Below are 18,287 nucleotides of genomic sequence, written 5' to 3'. Positions count from 1 at the left end.
TTGGTTTTATAATTTCCTGCATCAATATATACACAACGAATCTACAAAAAGAGCATGGAAAAAAAGTAAACAAAAAAGGTAAGCATAATTGCTTACCTCGGTACTATATCTTGTTTGGTTTTTGTTTCCTTTTAATTGCGAACTGGATATTGTTTGAAAATACCTCGAACGACTTCTGGTAATCTATTTATAGCACGTTCTGGGTTGCGTACCTCGCGTGATCCACGAGCCTGCCATACTACCGCATCTTCTTTGCGATCTACTGCTTCAACGATGATATGTGCGTAGCGGTAACCTTCTCGGCCAACTGGTTGCGACCAGCCGCCTCCCCAGCCCATGCCCCAACCCATTCCCATCATGCCCCAAGGACCGAAACCCCAGCCGCCGCCCCAATAAGGGTTCGACCAAACCATACGGCTCTTATTATTTACGATAGCGATATAGCGGAACAGGATATCCGGGTTTTCTTTTGAGTACGTCAATCCTAATTTTTCAATCTCCGTGTTCGCTGCGATCATAATATTCTCGCGCGCAATGTCATTGGAGAAATAATCTTTGGATAAGGAATCGATTGGCGCTAACCAGCCGTACGTTTTATATTGTGTGAAATCCTTATTCATCACCTTAGTAGTGTTGAATTTGTTGGTGCGACATGCTGCAAAAAGCAACGTTACGCAAAGCAACATGGTCGAATAGATTACATATTTTTTCATGGTTTTATACGCTAAACGTGATCTTATATGGGTTTAGACGTTAGAAAATACAGAAGGTTTAAAGCTATCTGCTTATTTTGCAAACGCTGTACATGACAGTTCATAACAGTTGTATGCACGAGATATTTTAATTTAGAATTTCAATTATAAAGCTAAACTGATTTAAAACAAACTATGAATGCGTTAGCAGGAGTAATATTTCATTTTATTGGAGGATTTGCATCTGGCAGTTTTTATGTGCCTTACAAAAAGGTAAAAGACTGGTCGTGGGAGGCAATGTGGATATTGGGTGGCTTGTTTTCCTGGATTATCGTTCCACCGCTAGCAGCATGGATAACCATTCCTGGTTTCTGGAAGATCATTCAAAATACGGATGCAAGCACCTTAGGATTTACGTATCTATTCGGCGTTCTTTGGGGAATAGGTGGACTAACTTATGGTCTAGGAGTCCGCTTTTTAGGTGTTTCGCTTGGAAGCAGCGTCATGCTCGGACTTAGTATGGTTTTTGGCGCGCTCACGCCTGCCGTTTATTACTTTTTCAATAAAGTAGAAGGTAAACATGGTATCGATTATTTCTTTACCGATAACGCTGGAATATGCGTTCTCGCAGGTTTGCTGGTTTGTGTGCTTGGTGTTGTGCTTTGCGGGAGAGCAGGAATGCTTAAAGAAAAGGGAATGGCTCATCTGTCAGCAGAAGCAAAAGCGGGTTATAATTTTGCCACAGGGATACTCGTAGCCATTATATCTGGTATTCTAAGTGCTTGCTTTAATTTTGGTATCGAAGCCGGAAAACCGATGGCGGACGTCGCAAACAATGTGTGGAAGGGCGCGAATCCAAATCAAGGAGAATTTCTCTACCAAAATAACGTCAGCTATATCATCATTCTTTGGGGAGGTTTCACAACGAACTTTATTTGGTGCTTTTTTCTATTACTGAAAAACAAAACTATTACCGATTACCGTAAAACTTCTGCACCGCGGTTGAAAAACTTGCTACTGTGCGCTTTGGCTGGTACAACCTGGTATTTACAATTTTTCTTTTATGGGATGGGAGAAAGCCGACTGGGGAATGGTGCCAGCTCGTGGATATTACATATGGCATTTATTATCCTGATATCTAATGCTTGGGGTATTATTCTGAAAGAATGGAAAGGTGTAGGTAAAACAACGTACAACACGATTATTATAGGCATTCTCACAATCATTTTATCGATCTGTATTGTCGGGTTTGCGAAAACATTAGAATAGAAAATTATAAAAATGGAAGTGAAATCATATAAACATGTAAACTATCTATGGGACGAGGACAAAGCGAAATCTCTGGAGGGAGATGAAGTTGCCTTGTTACTTTACCGATCGAACTTATTGGGTTCCGATCTTCGAATTACAAACTACGGCGGAGGGAATACGTCTTGCAAAACGGTCGACAAAGATCCGTTAACAGGTGAAGAGGTGGAAGTAATGTGGATTAAAGGTTCGGGTGGCGATATCGGAACATTGAAAAAGTCCGGTTTAGCTGCTTTGTACGTGAATCGTTTGAGGAACCTTGAAAATGTATACCGCGGTATAGATCATGAAGACGAGATGGTGGAGCTTTTCAATCACTGTATCTTTGATTTAAATTCGAAAGCACCTTCTATTGATACACCGCTGCATGGCTTCTTGCCGTTCAAACATATCGATCATCTTCATCCGGATGCTGCTATTGCTATCGCGGCAGCCAAAGATGGAAAGGAAATTACACAAAAGCTATTTAACGGCACGATCGGATGGGTAGATTGGCAGAAACCTGGTTTTGATTTGGGATTACAGCTTCGTGAATGCCTAGAGCAAAATCCAGGCATCCGTGGTATCATGCTTGGTTCACATGGTTTATTCACTTGGGGAGATACAGCATACGAATCGTATGTAAATTCTTTGGACGTTATTGAAACTTGCGCAAGCTATTTAAGCGAACATTACGGCAAAGATCGCCCTGTTTTCGGCGGACAAAAAATAGAAAGTTTAGATGCGGATGCGCGTCGTTTGCAAGCTGCAAAATTAGCGCCCGTGTTGCGCGGTTTTTGTTCTAGCGAACGTCACATGATCGGACATTTTACCGACGACGAAAAGGTGCTGGAGTTTATCAACTCAGCGGATCTTGATCGCTTGGCACCATTAGGAACGAGCTGTCCGGATCATTTCTTACGCACCAAAATTCAACCGTTAGTTTTGCAACTGGATGCCAATGAAGATTTGGGTGATCTGGAAGAAGTGAAAGCTAAATTAAGTCCTTGGTTTGCCGATTACCGCGCCATGTACACCGAATATTACGAAACATGCAAACATCCGAATAGTCCGGACATTCGCGATCGTAATCCGGTAATTATCCTGTATCCGGGCGTAGGGATGTTTGCTTTCGCAAAAGATAAGCAAACAGCGCGCGTGGCAGCGGAATTTTATATCAATGCAATTAATGTGATGAAAGGCGCAGAGGCGGTGAGCGAATATACATCATTGCCGCGTCAAGAAGCTTTCAATATTGAATATTGGCTTTTGGAAGAAGCAAAATTACAGCGCATGCCTAAGCCAAAAGCATTATCTGGAAAGATCGCTTTGGTGACCGGAAGTGCGGGCGGAATCGGAAAAGCGATTGCTAAGAAATTCGTTCAGGAAGGTGCTGTTGTGCTATTAAACGATTTGAACGAGGAACGTTTGGCGAGCGCTAAGGAAGAATTTGTTGAGTTGTTTGGTAAAGATGCCGTAGCGACAGCGAAGCTGGACGTCACCAACGAAGAACAGATCGAAACAGCCTTAGCAGAAGCAGCTCTAGCCTTCGGAGGAATTGATATTATCGTAAACAATGCTGGATTATCCATCTCGAAAACGATCGAAGATCATACGCAGAAAGACTGGGATTTGCTATATAATGTATTGGTTAAAGGCCAGTTCTTGGTAACCCAAGGTGCTACGAAAGTATTGAAAGCACAAGAAATCGGCGGCGATATTGTGAATATCGTTAGTAAAAACGCATTAGTTAGCGGGCCGAACAATGCAGGTTACGGTAGTGCAAAAGCAGCGCAATTGCATCTCAGCCGATTAAACGCAGCAGAATTGGGAAGTGCAAGAATACGTGTCAATGTTGTTAATCCGGATGCGGTTATTTCTGATAGTAATATCTGGGCTGGCGGATGGGCCGAAGGGCGCGCGAAGGCATACGGTGTTAGCGTAGAAGAGCTTCCAGCATACTACGCGAAGAGAACGCTATTAAATGAGATCATACTGCCGGAAGATATTGCCAATGCATGTTTTGCATTTGTTGGCGGTGGTTTAAATAAATCTACGGGAAACGTATTAAATGTCGATGGTGGTGTTGCCATGGCATTCGTAAGATAAGTTTTATGTTTGTGTTGGTTTAGGTGTTAGGAGTAGCCATATTCTTAGCACCTTCCTTTAATTTGAACGCTATGAAATATTCATGTTAGGTAGAAAACAAACAAGCATGAACATTCCATATCACCATTAAAAAACAAGTCATTTATATGAAAATACATAATCAAGATATAGAAAGTCATAACGCGCCGCGCATCGCAAAGCATCAGCGCGCATTTCAATACATTCGTTCGGAAGTGCCCGAAGTGGAGGCTGTTATCGAGCGCTTACAACAATTTCAGATTGCTATTCCGAGTTGGGCGCTGGGAACGGGCGGCACGCGTTTTGGTCGTTTTTCCGGAAAAGGTGAGCCGGGAACGTTGGAACAAAAGATCGAAGATGTAGGTTTATTACATGCTTTAAATCAATCCAGCGGCGCAATTTCTTTGCATATTCCTTGGGACAATGTGGATGATGCCACGAAGGTGAAAGAACTGGCAAGCTCATTAGGTTTGTCGTTCGATGCCGTCAATTCCAATACATTTCAAGATCAGGACGCTCAAGAATTGAGCTATAAGTTCGGTTCGTTGCATCATGTTGATCCGGCTGTTCGTAAGCAAGCCGTGCAACATAATATTGATGTAATCAACCGCGGTATCGAGTTAGGATCCAAATCTTTGACGGTTTGGCTAGCCGATGGGTCTTCTTTCCCTGGACAACTTAATTTCCGTGAAGCGTTCCAGAATACGTTGAGTTCCTTGCAGGAAATATACGCGCACCTTCCGGAAGATTGGAAATTGTTCGTAGAATACAAAGCATTCGAACCCTTCTTCTATTCCATGACCATTGGAGATTGGGGACAATCGTTATTGTTGGCCAATAAATTGGGGCCAAAAGCATATACGTTGGTGGATTTAGGTCATCATCTGCCAAATGCGAATATTGAACAGATTGTTTCGCTATTGCTGATGGAAGGCAAATTGGGTGGTTTCCATTTTAATGATAGCAAATATTCGGACGATGATTTGACGGCTGGAAGTATCAAACCTTATCAGTTATTCTTGATTTTTAATGAATTAATTGATGGTTTGGATCATTTGGGTTGGGATCATGCAACTGGATTAGGTTGGATGATTGATGCTTCGCATAATATGAAAGATCCATTGGTAGATTTATTGCAATCGGTGGAAGCTATTCAAATTGCATACGCACAAGCATTGCTCGTAAATCGTTCGGCGCTGAAGCAAGCCCAAGCGAAAAATGACGTGGTTGGTGCGCAGGAAATATTGCAGGATGCATTTCGTACAGACGTACGCCCAATCGTCGCTGAAGCGCGGTTGCGTAGTGGCGCAGCTTTACAGCCGGTGCGGATGTTCAATGATTTGGAAATCCGCAAACGATTGATCGAAGAACGCGGAGAAAATACAGTAGCGACAGGATTGTAAAAATTTATGGCGAAAGCACGTATACCGGTAGTAGCCGTATTTGATGTTGGAAAGACCAACAAAAAGCTTTTCCTTTTCGATGAGCATTATCGGATTGTATTTGAGCGGTCGGCTCGTTTCTTGGAAACTACGGATGAGGATGGTGATCCTTGCGAGAACTTGGAAAGTGTTCGTTTGTCGGTGTTCGATTCTTTGCATGAAGTTTTTCGTCGCGAAGAGTTTGATGTGAAAGCAATCAACTTCACTTCCTACGGCGCCAGTTTCGTCTATTTGGACGAAAGTGGTCGCCCGTTGACGCCGTTGTACAATTATTTGAAGGATTATCCCAAAGCCTTGGAAGATCAATTGTATCAAGCGCACGGCGGGAAAGATGCTTTCGCATTAGCGACAGCATCACCAACTTTGGGAAGTTTAAATTCTGGATTGCAAATTTATCGTTTGCAGCAGGAGCGAAGCGAACTATTCGACAAGGTAAAACATATCGTTCATTTGCCACAATACCTGAGCTTTTTGGTTTCTGGAAAAGTCTATTCAGATATGACCAGTATTGGCTGTCATACCGCACTGTGGGATTTTACAAAAGAAGAATATCACGACTGGGTAGGCGTAAATGGCTTGAAAGAAAAGCTTGCACCAATCGTTCAAGGGGATGATGTGTTTCCAGCAACATTTCCGGGAAGTACGTTCAAAGTCGGTGTCGGTCTGCACGATAGCTCGTCGGCATTAATTCCTTATTTGCTCAATTTCCACGAGCCATTTGTATTGATATCGACTGGAACTTGGTGTATTTCCCTAAATCCTTTTAATAGCAGTGCGTTGACGAAAGCCGAGTTGGACGAGGATTGTTTGTTTTATCTGACTTATTCTGGACAACCCGTAAAGGCTTCGCGCTTGTTTGCTGGCTATGAACACGAAGTGCAATCCAAACGTATCGCCGATCATTTTAAAGTGACGACCGCGAGATTTAAAAGCTTGGAGATTAATTGGCGAATTATTGAGCATTTATCGAAAGATAAACGATTCAATGCGCAATCATTATCTGATTTCGAAACAGTGGATTTAGCTGCTTTTGCTAGTTATGAAGAAGCTTACCACGCATTTATATTGCATTTGGTAAACGCACAGGTTGCGTCGACCAAACTCGTGCTTTCTGAAAACACCAAGCGCGTTTTTGTGGATGGCGGATTCAGTCGTAATCAAATCTTCATGAACTTGCTGGCAAAAGCTTTCCCAGAATGTGAGATTTATGCTGCATCGATGGCGCAAGCGACAGCGATCGGCGCAGCATTGGTGATACATCAACATTGGAATAGTGAACCTATTCCGAACAATATTATAGAATTGAGGTATTACAGAGCCTGAGTATAGAATTGAGGTATTACAGAGCCTGAGTATAGAATTGCGATATTACAGAGCCTGAGCAGATTGTTTAGCTTTTTAAAGCTCGTCGTTGCAGTTAGACAAATGGCTATAAAATAGGAGGAAGATCGGTTTTCGCACCTCCGAGCAATAGCGAAATTGGTTTTAGAACGGTATGATGTTTCCGTCTTTGCGAGCCCGAGGAACGAGCGGTGAAGCAATCTCAACGCTTGTTTTTTTTAGAAGTGGAGTTATTAACTCGAAATACTCGGTTCGGAATAAATATGTATAAACAAACAAGGCTAATCCAGCGGATTAGCCTTGTTTGTTTTCTAATTGTGAAGCGGCTGCTTCATCAACGAAGAATGTTAAGTTTCCATTCGCAGGTTTAAGTAGTTGCGAAGGATATTGCTGTACGCTCGGCTCGCCTTCCAGCACTTGGTGCAACGCAGGTGCTTTTTTCTCACCAAAAGTAATGACAACGATTTGCTTTGCTTTGTTGATCAAAGGAGCTGTCAACGTAATACGGTGCATACCTTGCGGAGCTAAATAATAGGCATCAACCCATTTTTCCTGTTCGTTCAGCACCTCTTCATGTGGAAATAATGATGCGGTATGTCCATCGTCGCCCATACCTAATAGAATCAAATCGAAATGGCCATCCTTACCTAAAATTTCCAACAACTTCTGTTCGTAAATCGCTGCAAATTCTTCCGGCGTACGATCGGTATCGTACATAGGAAAGATTTGATCTTTCGGGAGCGGGACGTGACTTAGCAGGGTTTCGAAAGCCATCTTAGCGTTGCTTAAATTGTCTGCCAACGGTACCCAGCGCTCATCGCCCCAAAACACGAAAACTTTGTTCCAATCGATTTTATCGGCATAAATTGCACTTGCCAAAAGCTTGTGCAGCTCAATTGGTGAGGAGCCGCCTGTAAGCGCTACGGTAAATGAGCCTTTTTCAGCAATGGCAGTTTGTGCTGCTTCCACGAATAGTTCGGCTACCGCCGGATGAATTTCTGAAGGTGATTGATATATTTTTAACACGCTAACATTCTTTTTTTGTTGACTTTTGTAGTGCATTCATCGCCCATAAATGCCCTTGCTGAGCTACTAAAACTTCCGCAGCTTCCGGTCCCCAAGTTCCAGAAGCATAATTTGGAAAATCCAACGAATCTCGACTTTCCCAAGCTTCTTGGATTGGCGTAATTACGTCCCAAGCTTCTTCCACCTGATCCGAACGCATAAACAATGTAGCATCGCCATTTAGCGCATCCAAAAGCAACGTTTCGTAAGCTTCCGGAGATTGCGTGGAACAGCTATCATAATCGAAGATCATTTCCGAAGGATTTAAGCTCATACTCAATCCCGGTTTTTTCGTCATGAAGCGCAAGCGGATATCCATTTGCGGCTGTATATTTATCGTCAGACGATTTGGCATCAGATTATCCACTTGTCCGTTGGAGAATGTCGAATGCGGAACGGGTTTAAATTGTATCGTAATCGAAGAATGTTTCTCTTGCATACGTTTTCCAGTGCGTACGTAGAAAGGAACGCCCTGCCAGCGCCAGTTGTCTAAATAGAACTTTACTGCCGCGTATGTTTCTGTGTTCGATTGTGGGTCGACACCTAATTCTTCGCGATAGCCCGCCACTTTTTCGCCTTTTAGCCAGCCTTCATGATATTGACCGCGCACTGCATAGCGAGAAACCTCTTCAGGTTTGATTCGACGGATAGCGCGCAATACATCTACTTTACGATTCCGAATTTCTTCGGCTTTAAAAGATGCCGGAGATTCCATCGCAACCATGCAAAGAATTTGTAACAAGTGATTCTGAATCATGTCGCGTAATGCGCCTGCGCCTTCGTAGTATCCGCCACGGTTTTCTACACCTACTTGTTCGGCTACGGTAATCTGTACATTATCGATATAGTTACGGTTCCAAAGTGGTTCGAAAAGTGCATTCCCAAAGCGAAAAGCTAAAATATTCTGGACGGTTTCTTTACCCAAGTAATGGTCTATCCGATAGATTTGATCCTCCTGAAACGTTTGCGTCAGCAATTTATTCAATTCAACGGCCGTTTTTTTATTGTAACCAAAAGGTTTCTCGATAACAATGCGATCTTGTTCGGGAATACTAGCCAATCCTGACGCATTAATATTTACGGTTGCTGCTTCAATAAATTTCGGAGCTACCGATAAATAAAATAAACGATTCGCACGCTCACCCCAGGCAGCATCCAATTCGTCCAACTGTTTCGCAAGTTCCTGATAGGATTCCGGACTGTCGATGTTCGATTGGAAATAGGTAATACTCGGCTTAAAAGCTTCCCATTTTGCAGCTTCTGGTGCTCCGGTTCGTGAATAGGCCGTTAAACCATCGCGCAAATGTTCGCGATACGCGTTGTTATCTAATGGTGTGCGTCCGAGTCCGATAATGGCAAACTTTTCCGGCATCCAATCATCTAAAAAGAGATTATAAAATGCAGGTATTAATTTACGGTTGGCCAAATCTCCGGTACCACCAAATATGATGATGATGGCTGGTCTGGCTTTTTTTGTTGTTTTCATGAATTGAAAAATAAAAGTACCGAACTAATTCCACTGCGTATGGAAAACTCCATCCCGATCAATACGCTCGTAAGTATGCGCTCCAAAGAAATCGCGTTGTGCTTGAATGAGGTTGGTTGGTAGTTCTGCAGAACGGTATGCATCGAAATATACTAAAGCATTCATTAGCCCCGCAACCGGAATTCCTTTGCCTACGGCATAGGTAATCGCCGAACGGAAGTTGCTTTGTAGTTGATTTAATGTGTTTCCGATTTGCTCATCCAATAGAATGTTTGGCAATTGCTTGTTACGTTGGTAGGCTTGTCGAAAATCCTCCAAAGCTGCTGCGCGAATAATACATCCCCCACGCCAAATTTTGGTTACTGTTTCTAAATCTAATCCGTATTGATAGGTTTGAGAAGCAACGGTAAGCTGTGCCAAACCTTGCGCATACGTAATCAACATCGCAAAGTGAAAGGCATCTTTCAATTGCGTCAACAATTCGTCTTCGTCCGTATTGGTAGACGAACCATCCCAAGTTAATTGTTTGGCAGCTTCGATACGTTCCGGTTTGTATTTTGAAATATCGCGCATGTTCACCGCTGCATCGATGACTGGAACGGGCACCTGTAAATCCATCGCGTTCTGCGAAGTCCATTTTCCTGTTCCTTTAGATTTTGCCCAATCAGAAATGCGGTGAATCAACGGCGTACCATCTTCATCCTGTTTTTTCAAAATCTCTCCAGTGATTTCCACCAAAAAAGATTGTAATTCAGTATCATTCCACGACGCGATGGTTTGCTGAATTTTATCATCTGCAATGCCTGCACCGCGTTTCATCAAATCATATACCTCAGCAAGCAATTGCATGATGCCATACTCAATTCCGTTATGAACCATTTTTACGTAATTTCCAGCCGATCCGCTTCCTAAATATGCCACGCAAGGATCGCCGTTTACTTTTGCAGAAATCGCTTCGAAGATTGGACGCAAGCGTTCGTACGCCACCTCGTCACCACCAGGCATCATGCTTGGTCCGAATCGTGCGCCCTTTTCACCTCCGGAAATACCCATTCCGAAGAAATGAATATTTTTCTCAGAAAGCCATGTGTAGCGACGCTCGGTATCTGGGAAATAGGAATTTCCGCCATCCACTAAGATATCGCCTTCTTCTAAATGCGGGAGCAAACTTTCGATTGCACTGTCCACTGGTTTTCCGGCAGGTACCAATAGCATAATAGCTCTCGGTTTGCGGATTGATGCAACAAATGTTGCTGCGTCAGTTGTTGCTTTAATTTGATGTTTTGGTCCAGCTTCAGCTTCTAGCGAAGCTGCTTTTTCAGTATCTAAATCCAAGCCCGCAACGGCAAATTTATGATCAGCCATGTTCAGCAATAGGTTTCTTCCCATTACGCCGAGGCCTACTATACCAAAATCGTACGATTCCATAAGCTATTTTCTGTTTTTGATTAGGAACTTACGTTGCTCATTTTGTGCACAAAAACCACAAAATATTCATGCAGAAGCAAACGTGGATCAAAGATAAAATTTTTCCTAACAATCAACTAGGCATAATGTTGAAATGACGCTATACTTACTAACTCCTATTAGCACGCTGAAAAGCGATGATTTTCGAACATTTTTGCTACATTAGGGCAACAATTATAAGATACCCAGTTTTGTTTAGATGAATACTTCCAAGCTTATTAAATCCATTCAGATCAGTGACTTTTCCGCTACGCCCAAATACATTCAATTGGCAGATGCGGTAATCGATGGCGTGAAAAATCAGGTGCTGAAAGTTGGCGATATATTGCCATCTATTAATGAATTGAGCATTCGATTGGATATTTCGAGAGATACTGTTGAAAAAGGATACAAGCTATTGAAAAAGCAGGAAATTATTTCATCTACGCCAGGAAAGGGATATTTCATTGCCAAATCGGAGGTGCAAAATAAACAGAAAATTGCGGTCTTCCTCAACAAGTTGAGCGCGCACAAAAAGATTGTATATGATGCATTCGCAGAGGAAATTGGTGAATCGTCGTCCATCGATTTGTTCGTTTACAATAGCGATATCACGCATTTGCGATCACTTCTGTTGAACCTGACCAAGCAGTACGATCATTATGTCGTATTTCCGCATTTCAAAGAGGGCAGGGATCAAGCTCCTGATGTGCTTGGATTGATTCCGATTGAAAAATTGATGTTATTAGGGCGATTTGTGGAGGGGATGACGGGTAATTTCTCGGCCGTATTCGAAAATTACGAGAAGGATATTTACGATGCTTTGGAGAAAGCGTTGGATACGCTCAGTAAATACCGCACGTTAAAATTGATTTTTCCAGATCATAGCGATTATCCGAAAGTCATTATCAAAGGATTTTATAAATTTTGCCAGCAGTATGCTTTTGATCATTTTTTGGTGGAAGATTTGCACGAAGAACCGATCGTGAAAGGGGAGTGCTTCATCAATATCGCAGAGGCAGATCTGGTCACGCTACTGGATCGTGTGATCTCGGAAGGATTGACCGTTGGTCAAGACATTGGTGTGGTGTCCTATAATGAGACACCATTGAAGAAGTTTATTTTAGATGGCATTACAACTATTTCCACCGATTTTAATTTGATGGGGCAATATGCAGCACAAATTATTAAAAGTGGTGAAAAGAAGCACATTGAGGTGCCATTCTACTTGAAGTTGCGCAAATCTATATAGCCGAATTAATTTGGATATTTGGCTACCAATGGTATAACTCTTCCTGCGCCGAACGCTTTCGGACTTACACGTAAAATTGGTGGCGCTTGAAAACGTTTGAATTCCGCGCCGTACAATAATTTTGTCACGCGCTTTACCATTGCTTCCTCAAAGCCAAGCTGTATAATCTCTTCCTCTGATTTTTCTTGCTCCACCAAATGATATAGAATGCTATCCAAAAGTTCGTAAGCAGGTAAGGAGTCTGAATCTTTTTGATCCGGGCGGAGTTCCGCGGATGGAGGTTTTACGATGGTATTTCTTGGGATGATTTCATGCTTTCGATTAATGTATTCTGCGAGTTGATAAGCTTGCGTTTTGTACACATCGCCGATAACACTAATTGCACCAGCCATATCGCCGTACAATGTGCCGTAACCAACGGCAGCTTCGCTTTTATTGGATGTATTCAATAGAATATGACCAAATTTATTGGACGCTGCCATCAAAACCGTAGCGCGAACTCTTGCCTGAATATTCTCCTCTGCAAGTCCGGGCTCCATTCCGCTAAACAAACCTGACAAACTTTCCTCGTATGCTTCCACCATATGATTGATCGGGATAATCTCGTGATTGCAACCTGTTTTCGCAACCAAATCCAACGCATCTTTCAATGAATGATCCGATGAATATCGAGAAGGAAGAAGGATCGCCAAAACGTTGTCGGCGCCCAAAGCCTCACAAGCCAACGCCGCAACAACCGCAGAATCCAATCCGCCGGATAGTCCTAAAACCGCCTTTTTAAATCCCGATTTTTCAAAATATTCTTTCAAGCCGAAAACCAACGCATCGTGAATTTGTCCAATTTCTGTGTTGGGTTGATAGGTTTCTTTTTCATCCTGAAGGGCGAATGTGCCTTTCTCAAAACTTACCGATGATACGTGTTCGGCAAAATCTTTCAAAACGGTGACTACATCCCCATTGCTATCTAAAACAAATGATCGCCCGTCAAAAATCAAATCAGTATGTGCGCCGACTTGATTTACATAAATCAACGGAGCATTTCCTTTCAATACTGCGCGTCGCATAATGTTTAAGCGCGTTTGGTGGTGTGTGTACGAGAACGGCGACGCTGCGATATTAACAATCAAATCCGGTTTTTCAATTGCCAACTCTTGCAGAATGTCGCCCATGTATGTGTTGTCAACTCCATCATCCCACAAATCTTCGCAAATAGTTAGCGCAATTTTTGTGTCGCCAATTGTCACGCAACTGGTTTCCCGATTTGGTTCGAAATAACGGTATTCATCGAACACGTCATAATCCGGCAAGTAACTTTTCTTGACAAGATGTTTGATTTCTTTATCCGCAATTACTACGGCCGCGTTGAATAATCGCTTCCCTTCTGCATGCTGATTGCGAATTGGAGCGCCTATAATACAACTAATATCACAACATGCTTCCGCAATTTCGTGAAGCGCTTTTTCGACGTTGTTTAAGTACGTTTGATTGCGTAACAAATCTTTTGCTGGATAACCACCAATCGCTAATTCTGCGAAAATGATTAAGTCGTTTCCTGCTTTTTTTGCTTGATGAATCGTTTCGATAATACGTACGGTATCTTTTTCGAAGTTGCCAATATGATAGTTGAGTTGCGCTAGAGCGATTTTCATGAGCTAAAATTAAAATAACAGACCGAACTGCAAAGCTACGTAGGATAATTTCGGATCTCCTTGGGTGCGAATAGCACGCGTAAAGCCATTATTGTACGAAAGTCCGGTCAACAGTCCGAGATTACCTCCCAAATTCCATTCCACTCCTGTGCCAATTTGCAATCCTAAACGAATTAAATCTGCGCCGGATAGGGATTCGAAAGCTTGATCGGAATCAACTAAACGTTGTTTGGCCGACACGCGTAGTCCGGCAGTAACACCAAACTGACCGTAAATCCGGCCAAAATTCTTTTCTTCCGTTTTTAATTTGATCGCAAGAGGAACTTCCGCGTATTTCAAACGGATTTCTTGTCCGATGCTTGCAGCTTCGCCACTGATTGCGTTTGTCTCTGTTTTTAGATCGTTGATGATTAAACCCGTGGAGAAGTAATAGTTTCTAGCAAAGCCGAAATCTGCCATCAATCCGTAACCAAAACGAACTCCAGCGTTGGCAGTGCGTGCGCCTTCAAAGTTCATCCAACTGATGTTCGGATTGAATACTAATCCTAAACGCATATTGCGATCCTGCGGATAGCCATATTGCGCGCTCGCGCTGTGGAATGTGCAAATAAAAACGATCGTGCTCACGATCACCAGAATGTTCTTACGGAAATAAGGATAGTTAAACATGGTTTTATAGTAGGTTTAAAAGAAAAGCACCTCGATAGGTGCTTTTCTTTTGATATCGTTTTATCGTTTTTCTAATTCGACAACGTCTCTTTTGGTCTCCCCGGTGTACACTTGTCTCGGGCGGCCAATTGGTTCTTTGTTTTCACGCATTTCTTTCCATTGCGCAATCCATCCCGGAAGACGACCCAATGCAAATAATACGGTAAACATTTCCGGTTTGAAGTTCAACGCACGGTAAATAATACCGGAGTAGAAATCCACATTTGGATATAATTTGCGGTCGATAAAATATTGATCGTTTAATGCCGCTTCTTCCAAACGTTTTGCAATGTCCAAAACTGGATCATTAATACCTAAACGTTCTAAAATGTCGTCACAAGCTTTTTTAATGATTTTCGCTCTTGGATCGAAGTTCTTGTAAACACGGTGTCCAAATCCCATCAAACGGAATGGATCATTTTTATCTTTTGCTTTCGCCAGATATTTATCCGCATCGCCACCATCTTCTTTGATCGCTTCTAACATTTCAATCACCGCTTGGTTAGCACCGCCGTGCAATGGTCCCCAAAGTGCATTGATTCCTGATGCGATAGAAGCATATAAGTTCGCGTTAGAAGAGCCAACAATACGAACAGTCGATGTCGAACAGTTTTGCTCGTGATCCGCATGCAAAATCAATAATTTTTGCATGGCGCTGATGATAACCGGATCGAAAGTACTTTCCGCTGTTACGTCAGCAAACAACATATTCATGAAGTTTTCTACGTAATTCAAGTCTTTCTTCGGATAAACAATTGGGTGACCAATTGATTTTTTATGAATCCATGAAACAATCGTCGGCATTTTAGCCAACAAGTTGATCATTGTTTTATTGTCTTCTTCTTTTGTCGCGTTTGGATTCAAAGATTCCGGATAAAAAGCGGATAAAGCACCTACCAAACAAGACAACTGTCCCATTGGATGCGATTTCGAAGGAAAACCAGCGAAGAAATTTTTCATGTCTTCGTGGATCAACGTTTGCTCTTTAATTTCCGCGCGGAAATCTTCTAACTCTTGTTTAGTTGGCAATTCGCCATATATCAAAAGGTATGCTACTTCTAAGAAAAGGCATTTTTCTGCCAATTGCTCGATCGGATAACCTCGATAATGTAAAATACCGTTTTCTCCATCTAAATAAGTGATTGCACTTTTCGTAGCGCCTGTGTTTTTAAAGCCAGGGTCTAAGGTGATGAATTCGGATTGATCTCTCAGTTTGGAGATATCTATTGCTTTCTCATTCTCGGTTCCTACAATCACAGGAAGCTCATAGGATTGCCCGTTTAAGTTTATTGAAGCTTTATTATCTGACATAATTTTCTGACTAGATTTCTACAAATGTATAAAAAATAGGAAACAGTTGAACGCTGTATAACCATTAAATTACCATGAAATCGTCATTTCTGACCATGTTGGTTAATCGTAAGAAATGCCGAAATGCATACATCTACGATTTTTCCGTAAAAAGATGTTAAAAAGATTTTCTTTTCTACGAAATTTTCGTAACATTGTTTAATCAATTGATAATGATATGGAAAAGCTAACGATACAAGAAGAAGAAGCCATGCGTGCTATTTGGAAATCCGAAGGCGGATTGATCCGCGATATATTGGAAAATCTGACGTCGGAAGAGGAGATGCCGTACACAACTTTAGCTTCGACTGTTCGGAATTTAGAACGTAAGGGATATGTGAAAGCGGTAAAACACGGAAACGCGAAGCGCTACGAGCCGATTATTTCTGCACAAGAATACAAAGGTAAATTCATGAATGGTTTCGTGGGCGAATATTTTAAAAACTCCTATAAGGAAATGGTGTCATTTTTTGTGAAAGAAGAGCGTTTGTCGCCACAGGAATTGGAAGATATTTTGGATATGATCAAAAACAATAAATCATCGTAACATGGAAGCTTTACTGATCTATATTGTCCAAGTCAATTTGTTGTTGAGCATTGTTTATCTAGGGTATACGCTGCTGCTGAAAAAGTTGACGTTTTACACGTTAAATCGTACATATTTCTTGATCGGAATAGCTTTCAGTTTGGTTTATCCTTTTCTAGACGTGAAAAGTTGGTTCGTAAAGCACGTAGAACCTGTCGGCGAACTGATTGAATATTTGCCGTTTTATGTTCCTGAACCAACGAACGAATCGCTGCTAAATATCAATAACCTATTGCTAACGTTTTTCGCCGTCGGCGGACTGGTGTTTTTAATTCGGTTGGTCGTCCAATGCTTAAGTGTTTGGCGTATTCACCGACAATCAAAGGCAGCTACATGGTTCTCTTTTCCTTATCGAAATGTACGATTTCCTATCGTTCCATTTTCCTTTCTGAAACACATTTACTTGCATCGCGCGCAGCATGAAGAGCCCGAGTTAGCGCCTATTTTCGAGCATGAATTGGTGCATACCAAAGGTTTGCATTCCGTGGATGTTTTGGCGGTGGAAGCACTTCGAATTCTTTGCTGGTATAATCCGCTGATGTATCTCTTGCGAAAAGCGGTTCACCAAAATTTAGAATACTTGACAGATCAGCAAGTACTAAACTTAGGCATCGATCGCCAAACGTATCAATACAGTCTATTGCATGTTAACAGAGCGGGTTTAGCTAGCCCGATTACCAATAAGTTCAATTTTAAATTATTAAAACAACGTATTATGATGATGAACAAAAAGCGCTCCTCCCGACTGGAGTTGAGCAAATACGCGGTGCTTATCCCGGTGGTGGTGCTAGCGTCCGGAGCTTTTACCATAAATCAGGTCGAAGCAAACATCCAAGAAGTGGTTGAAAAAGGAAAACAACCAATTTCTATTAATGAGGTTTCAGTGAATTTAAATCCAGCGAAATCGGACACCACTGAAATCATTTTGGAAGATGTAAAAGGTGATACGGGGGAAATAGTATTTTCTGCTCAAAGCGAAAACGAGGCGATGACTTTTTCGGCAGGGGAATCGAGAGATACAACAGAAAATGATTTGAAAAGTAAAGTGAAAAGTATCACTATTCAAGGTGTTAAAGGCGATCGCTCAAGTGCACAGTTTTATGTTGACGGGACAGGGCAAGAAGCAAACCCTTTAATTGTAGTAGATGGAATCGTGCAAAGTGAAGATGTAAGTGTCAAAAAAATGGATGCAAATCAAATTGAGCGCATTGATATCTTGAAAGATCAAAGTGGAACCGCACTTTATGGAGAAAAGGGTAAGGATGGTGTTGTCTTGATCACGACGAAGAAAGGCAATGGTCAAGTTGATATGGTAGAAAATCCAGCTAAAAATGGAGCTTCTAAGATTGTTATTCGTGGAATAACACAGCAGACTCAACAGACTCCCGATCCCTTATACATTGTAGACGGAAAGGAGATCAGCAAAGAAGAATATAAAAAAATAGATCCCAATACTTTTGCGAGCATGCATGTTATTAAGAATAAAGCGGCAACCGAGAAGTATGGCAAAGCGGGCGAGCATGGCGTTATAATCTTTAAATCTAAAGCTGCGGAAGCAAAAAAGCAAGGAAAAACAGTCGATGAAGTTTTCGGAAATAGCGTGATGAAAATCACAAAAGATTTTAGTCCGGAGGAACAAAGGAAAGAGGATGAGCGGACGGCAAAAACGTTGTACGTTATCGATGGAGAAGCTAAAAGCCATGCCGACGTCAAGGCACTTAATCCTAATGATATTGAGAAGATGCAAGTATGGAAAGATGACCAAGCAGTAGAGCTTTACGGCGAAAAAGGTAAACATGGAGTGATAGAAATCACCACAAAGGCGAAAAAATAAACCTAGCCTCAGCTACCAAGAA

The 18,287-nt window shown here is 42.0% G+C and carries 14 protein-coding genes; 7 read left to right on the top strand and 7 right to left on the bottom strand.

Features of this window, described 5'->3' with window-relative positions:
- Positions 1 to 131: 131 nt before the first annotated feature.
- On the bottom strand, positions 132 to 713 hold the full coding sequence (locus ACFSQ3_RS14935) for a DUF4136 domain-containing protein (RefSeq protein WP_380870378.1): 582 nt from the start codon (positions 711 to 713) through the stop codon (positions 132 to 134).
- A gap of 174 nt (positions 714 to 887) precedes the next feature.
- Between ACFSQ3_RS14935 and rhaT the strand changes: the two genes are divergently transcribed.
- The 4 genes from rhaT (at position 888) to ACFSQ3_RS14915 (ending at position 6,871) form a co-directional block, all read left to right on the top strand.
- On the top strand, positions 888 to 1,961 hold the full coding sequence (gene rhaT, locus ACFSQ3_RS14930; protein WP_380870377.1) for an L-rhamnose/proton symporter RhaT: 1,074 nt from the start codon (positions 888 to 890) through the stop codon (positions 1,959 to 1,961).
- 12 nt (positions 1,962 to 1,973) lie between these two features.
- On the top strand, positions 1,974 to 4,088 hold the full coding sequence (locus tag ACFSQ3_RS14925) for a bifunctional aldolase/short-chain dehydrogenase (protein ID WP_380870376.1): 2,115 nt from the start codon (positions 1,974 to 1,976) through the stop codon (positions 4,086 to 4,088).
- Positions 4,089 to 4,234: 146 nt separating this feature from the next.
- Positions 4,235 to 5,509 carry a sugar isomerase gene (locus ACFSQ3_RS14920; protein ID WP_380870375.1) on the top strand — a complete coding sequence of 425 codons (1,275 nt, stop codon included), beginning with the start codon at positions 4,235 to 4,237 and terminating at the stop codon, positions 5,507 to 5,509.
- 6 nt (positions 5,510 to 5,515) lie between these two features.
- Positions 5,516 to 6,871, top strand: coding sequence for an FGGY-family carbohydrate kinase (locus tag ACFSQ3_RS14915; RefSeq protein WP_380870374.1), 1,356 nt, complete (start codon positions 5,516 to 5,518; stop codon positions 6,869 to 6,871).
- A gap of 312 nt (positions 6,872 to 7,183) precedes the next feature.
- On the opposite strand, the gene pgl is transcribed toward ACFSQ3_RS14915, so the two are convergent.
- The 3 genes from pgl to gndA are packed head-to-tail and all read right to left on the bottom strand — an operon-like array spanning position 7,184 to position 10,868.
- Positions 7,184 to 7,915 (bottom strand): 6-phosphogluconolactonase, encoded by a 732-nt coding sequence (pgl, locus tag ACFSQ3_RS14910; RefSeq protein ID WP_380870373.1) that lies wholly within the window; start codon positions 7,913 to 7,915, stop codon positions 7,184 to 7,186.
- 1 nt (position 7,916) lies between these two features.
- Positions 7,917 to 9,440: a glucose-6-phosphate dehydrogenase gene (gene zwf / locus ACFSQ3_RS14905; RefSeq protein ID WP_380870372.1), complete on the bottom strand. Its 1,524-nt coding sequence runs from the start codon at positions 9,438 to 9,440 to the stop codon at positions 7,917 to 7,919.
- A 24-nt stretch (positions 9,441 to 9,464) separates the two neighbouring features.
- A complete protein-coding gene (gndA, locus tag ACFSQ3_RS14900; protein ID WP_380870371.1) occupies positions 9,465 to 10,868 on the bottom strand; it encodes an NADP-dependent phosphogluconate dehydrogenase in 1,404 nt (467 codons plus the stop codon).
- 238 nt (positions 10,869 to 11,106) lie between these two features.
- On the opposite strand from gndA, the gene ACFSQ3_RS14895 reads away from it, so the two are divergent.
- A complete protein-coding gene (locus ACFSQ3_RS14895) occupies positions 11,107 to 12,138 on the top strand; it encodes a GntR family transcriptional regulator (protein ID WP_380870370.1) in 1,032 nt (343 codons plus the stop codon).
- A 5-nt stretch (positions 12,139 to 12,143) separates the two neighbouring features.
- Here ACFSQ3_RS14895 and ACFSQ3_RS14890 read toward each other — a convergent pair whose 3' ends face one another.
- The 3 genes from ACFSQ3_RS14890 to ACFSQ3_RS14880 are packed head-to-tail and all read right to left on the bottom strand — an operon-like array spanning position 12,144 to position 15,806.
- Positions 12,144 to 13,787 (bottom strand): NAD+ synthase, encoded by a 1,644-nt coding sequence (locus tag ACFSQ3_RS14890; protein WP_380870369.1) that lies wholly within the window; start codon positions 13,785 to 13,787, stop codon positions 12,144 to 12,146.
- A 9-nt stretch (positions 13,788 to 13,796) separates the two neighbouring features.
- Positions 13,797 to 14,456 (bottom strand): outer membrane beta-barrel protein, encoded by a 660-nt coding sequence (locus tag ACFSQ3_RS14885; RefSeq protein WP_380870368.1) that lies wholly within the window; start codon positions 14,454 to 14,456, stop codon positions 13,797 to 13,799.
- Between the two features lie 60 nt (positions 14,457 to 14,516).
- Positions 14,517 to 15,806: a citrate synthase gene (locus tag ACFSQ3_RS14880; protein WP_380870367.1), complete on the bottom strand. Its 1,290-nt coding sequence runs from the start codon at positions 15,804 to 15,806 to the stop codon at positions 14,517 to 14,519.
- Positions 15,807 to 16,023: 217 nt separating this feature from the next.
- Here ACFSQ3_RS14880 and ACFSQ3_RS14875 point away from each other — a divergent pair, with 217 nt between their 5' ends.
- Together ACFSQ3_RS14875 and ACFSQ3_RS14870 are read left to right on the top strand one after the other, a co-directional pair.
- Positions 16,024 to 16,392, top strand: coding sequence for a BlaI/MecI/CopY family transcriptional regulator (locus tag ACFSQ3_RS14875; RefSeq protein ID WP_380870366.1), 369 nt, complete (start codon positions 16,024 to 16,026; stop codon positions 16,390 to 16,392).
- A gap of 1 nt (position 16,393) precedes the next feature.
- Complete coding sequence (locus ACFSQ3_RS14870; RefSeq protein WP_380870365.1) at positions 16,394 to 18,265, top strand: M56 family metallopeptidase; 1,872 nt, start codon at positions 16,394 to 16,396, stop codon at positions 18,263 to 18,265.
- Positions 18,266 to 18,287: the final 22 nt, after the last annotated feature.

Source organism: Sphingobacterium corticis, assembly GCF_042684745.1.
In the GTDB taxonomy this organism is placed as follows: Bacteria; Bacteroidota; Bacteroidia; order Sphingobacteriales; family Sphingobacteriaceae; genus Sphingobacterium; species Sphingobacterium corticis.
The sequence above is the reverse complement of the archived record's forward strand: the minus strand, read 5'-3'. Positions and strand labels throughout refer to the sequence as shown.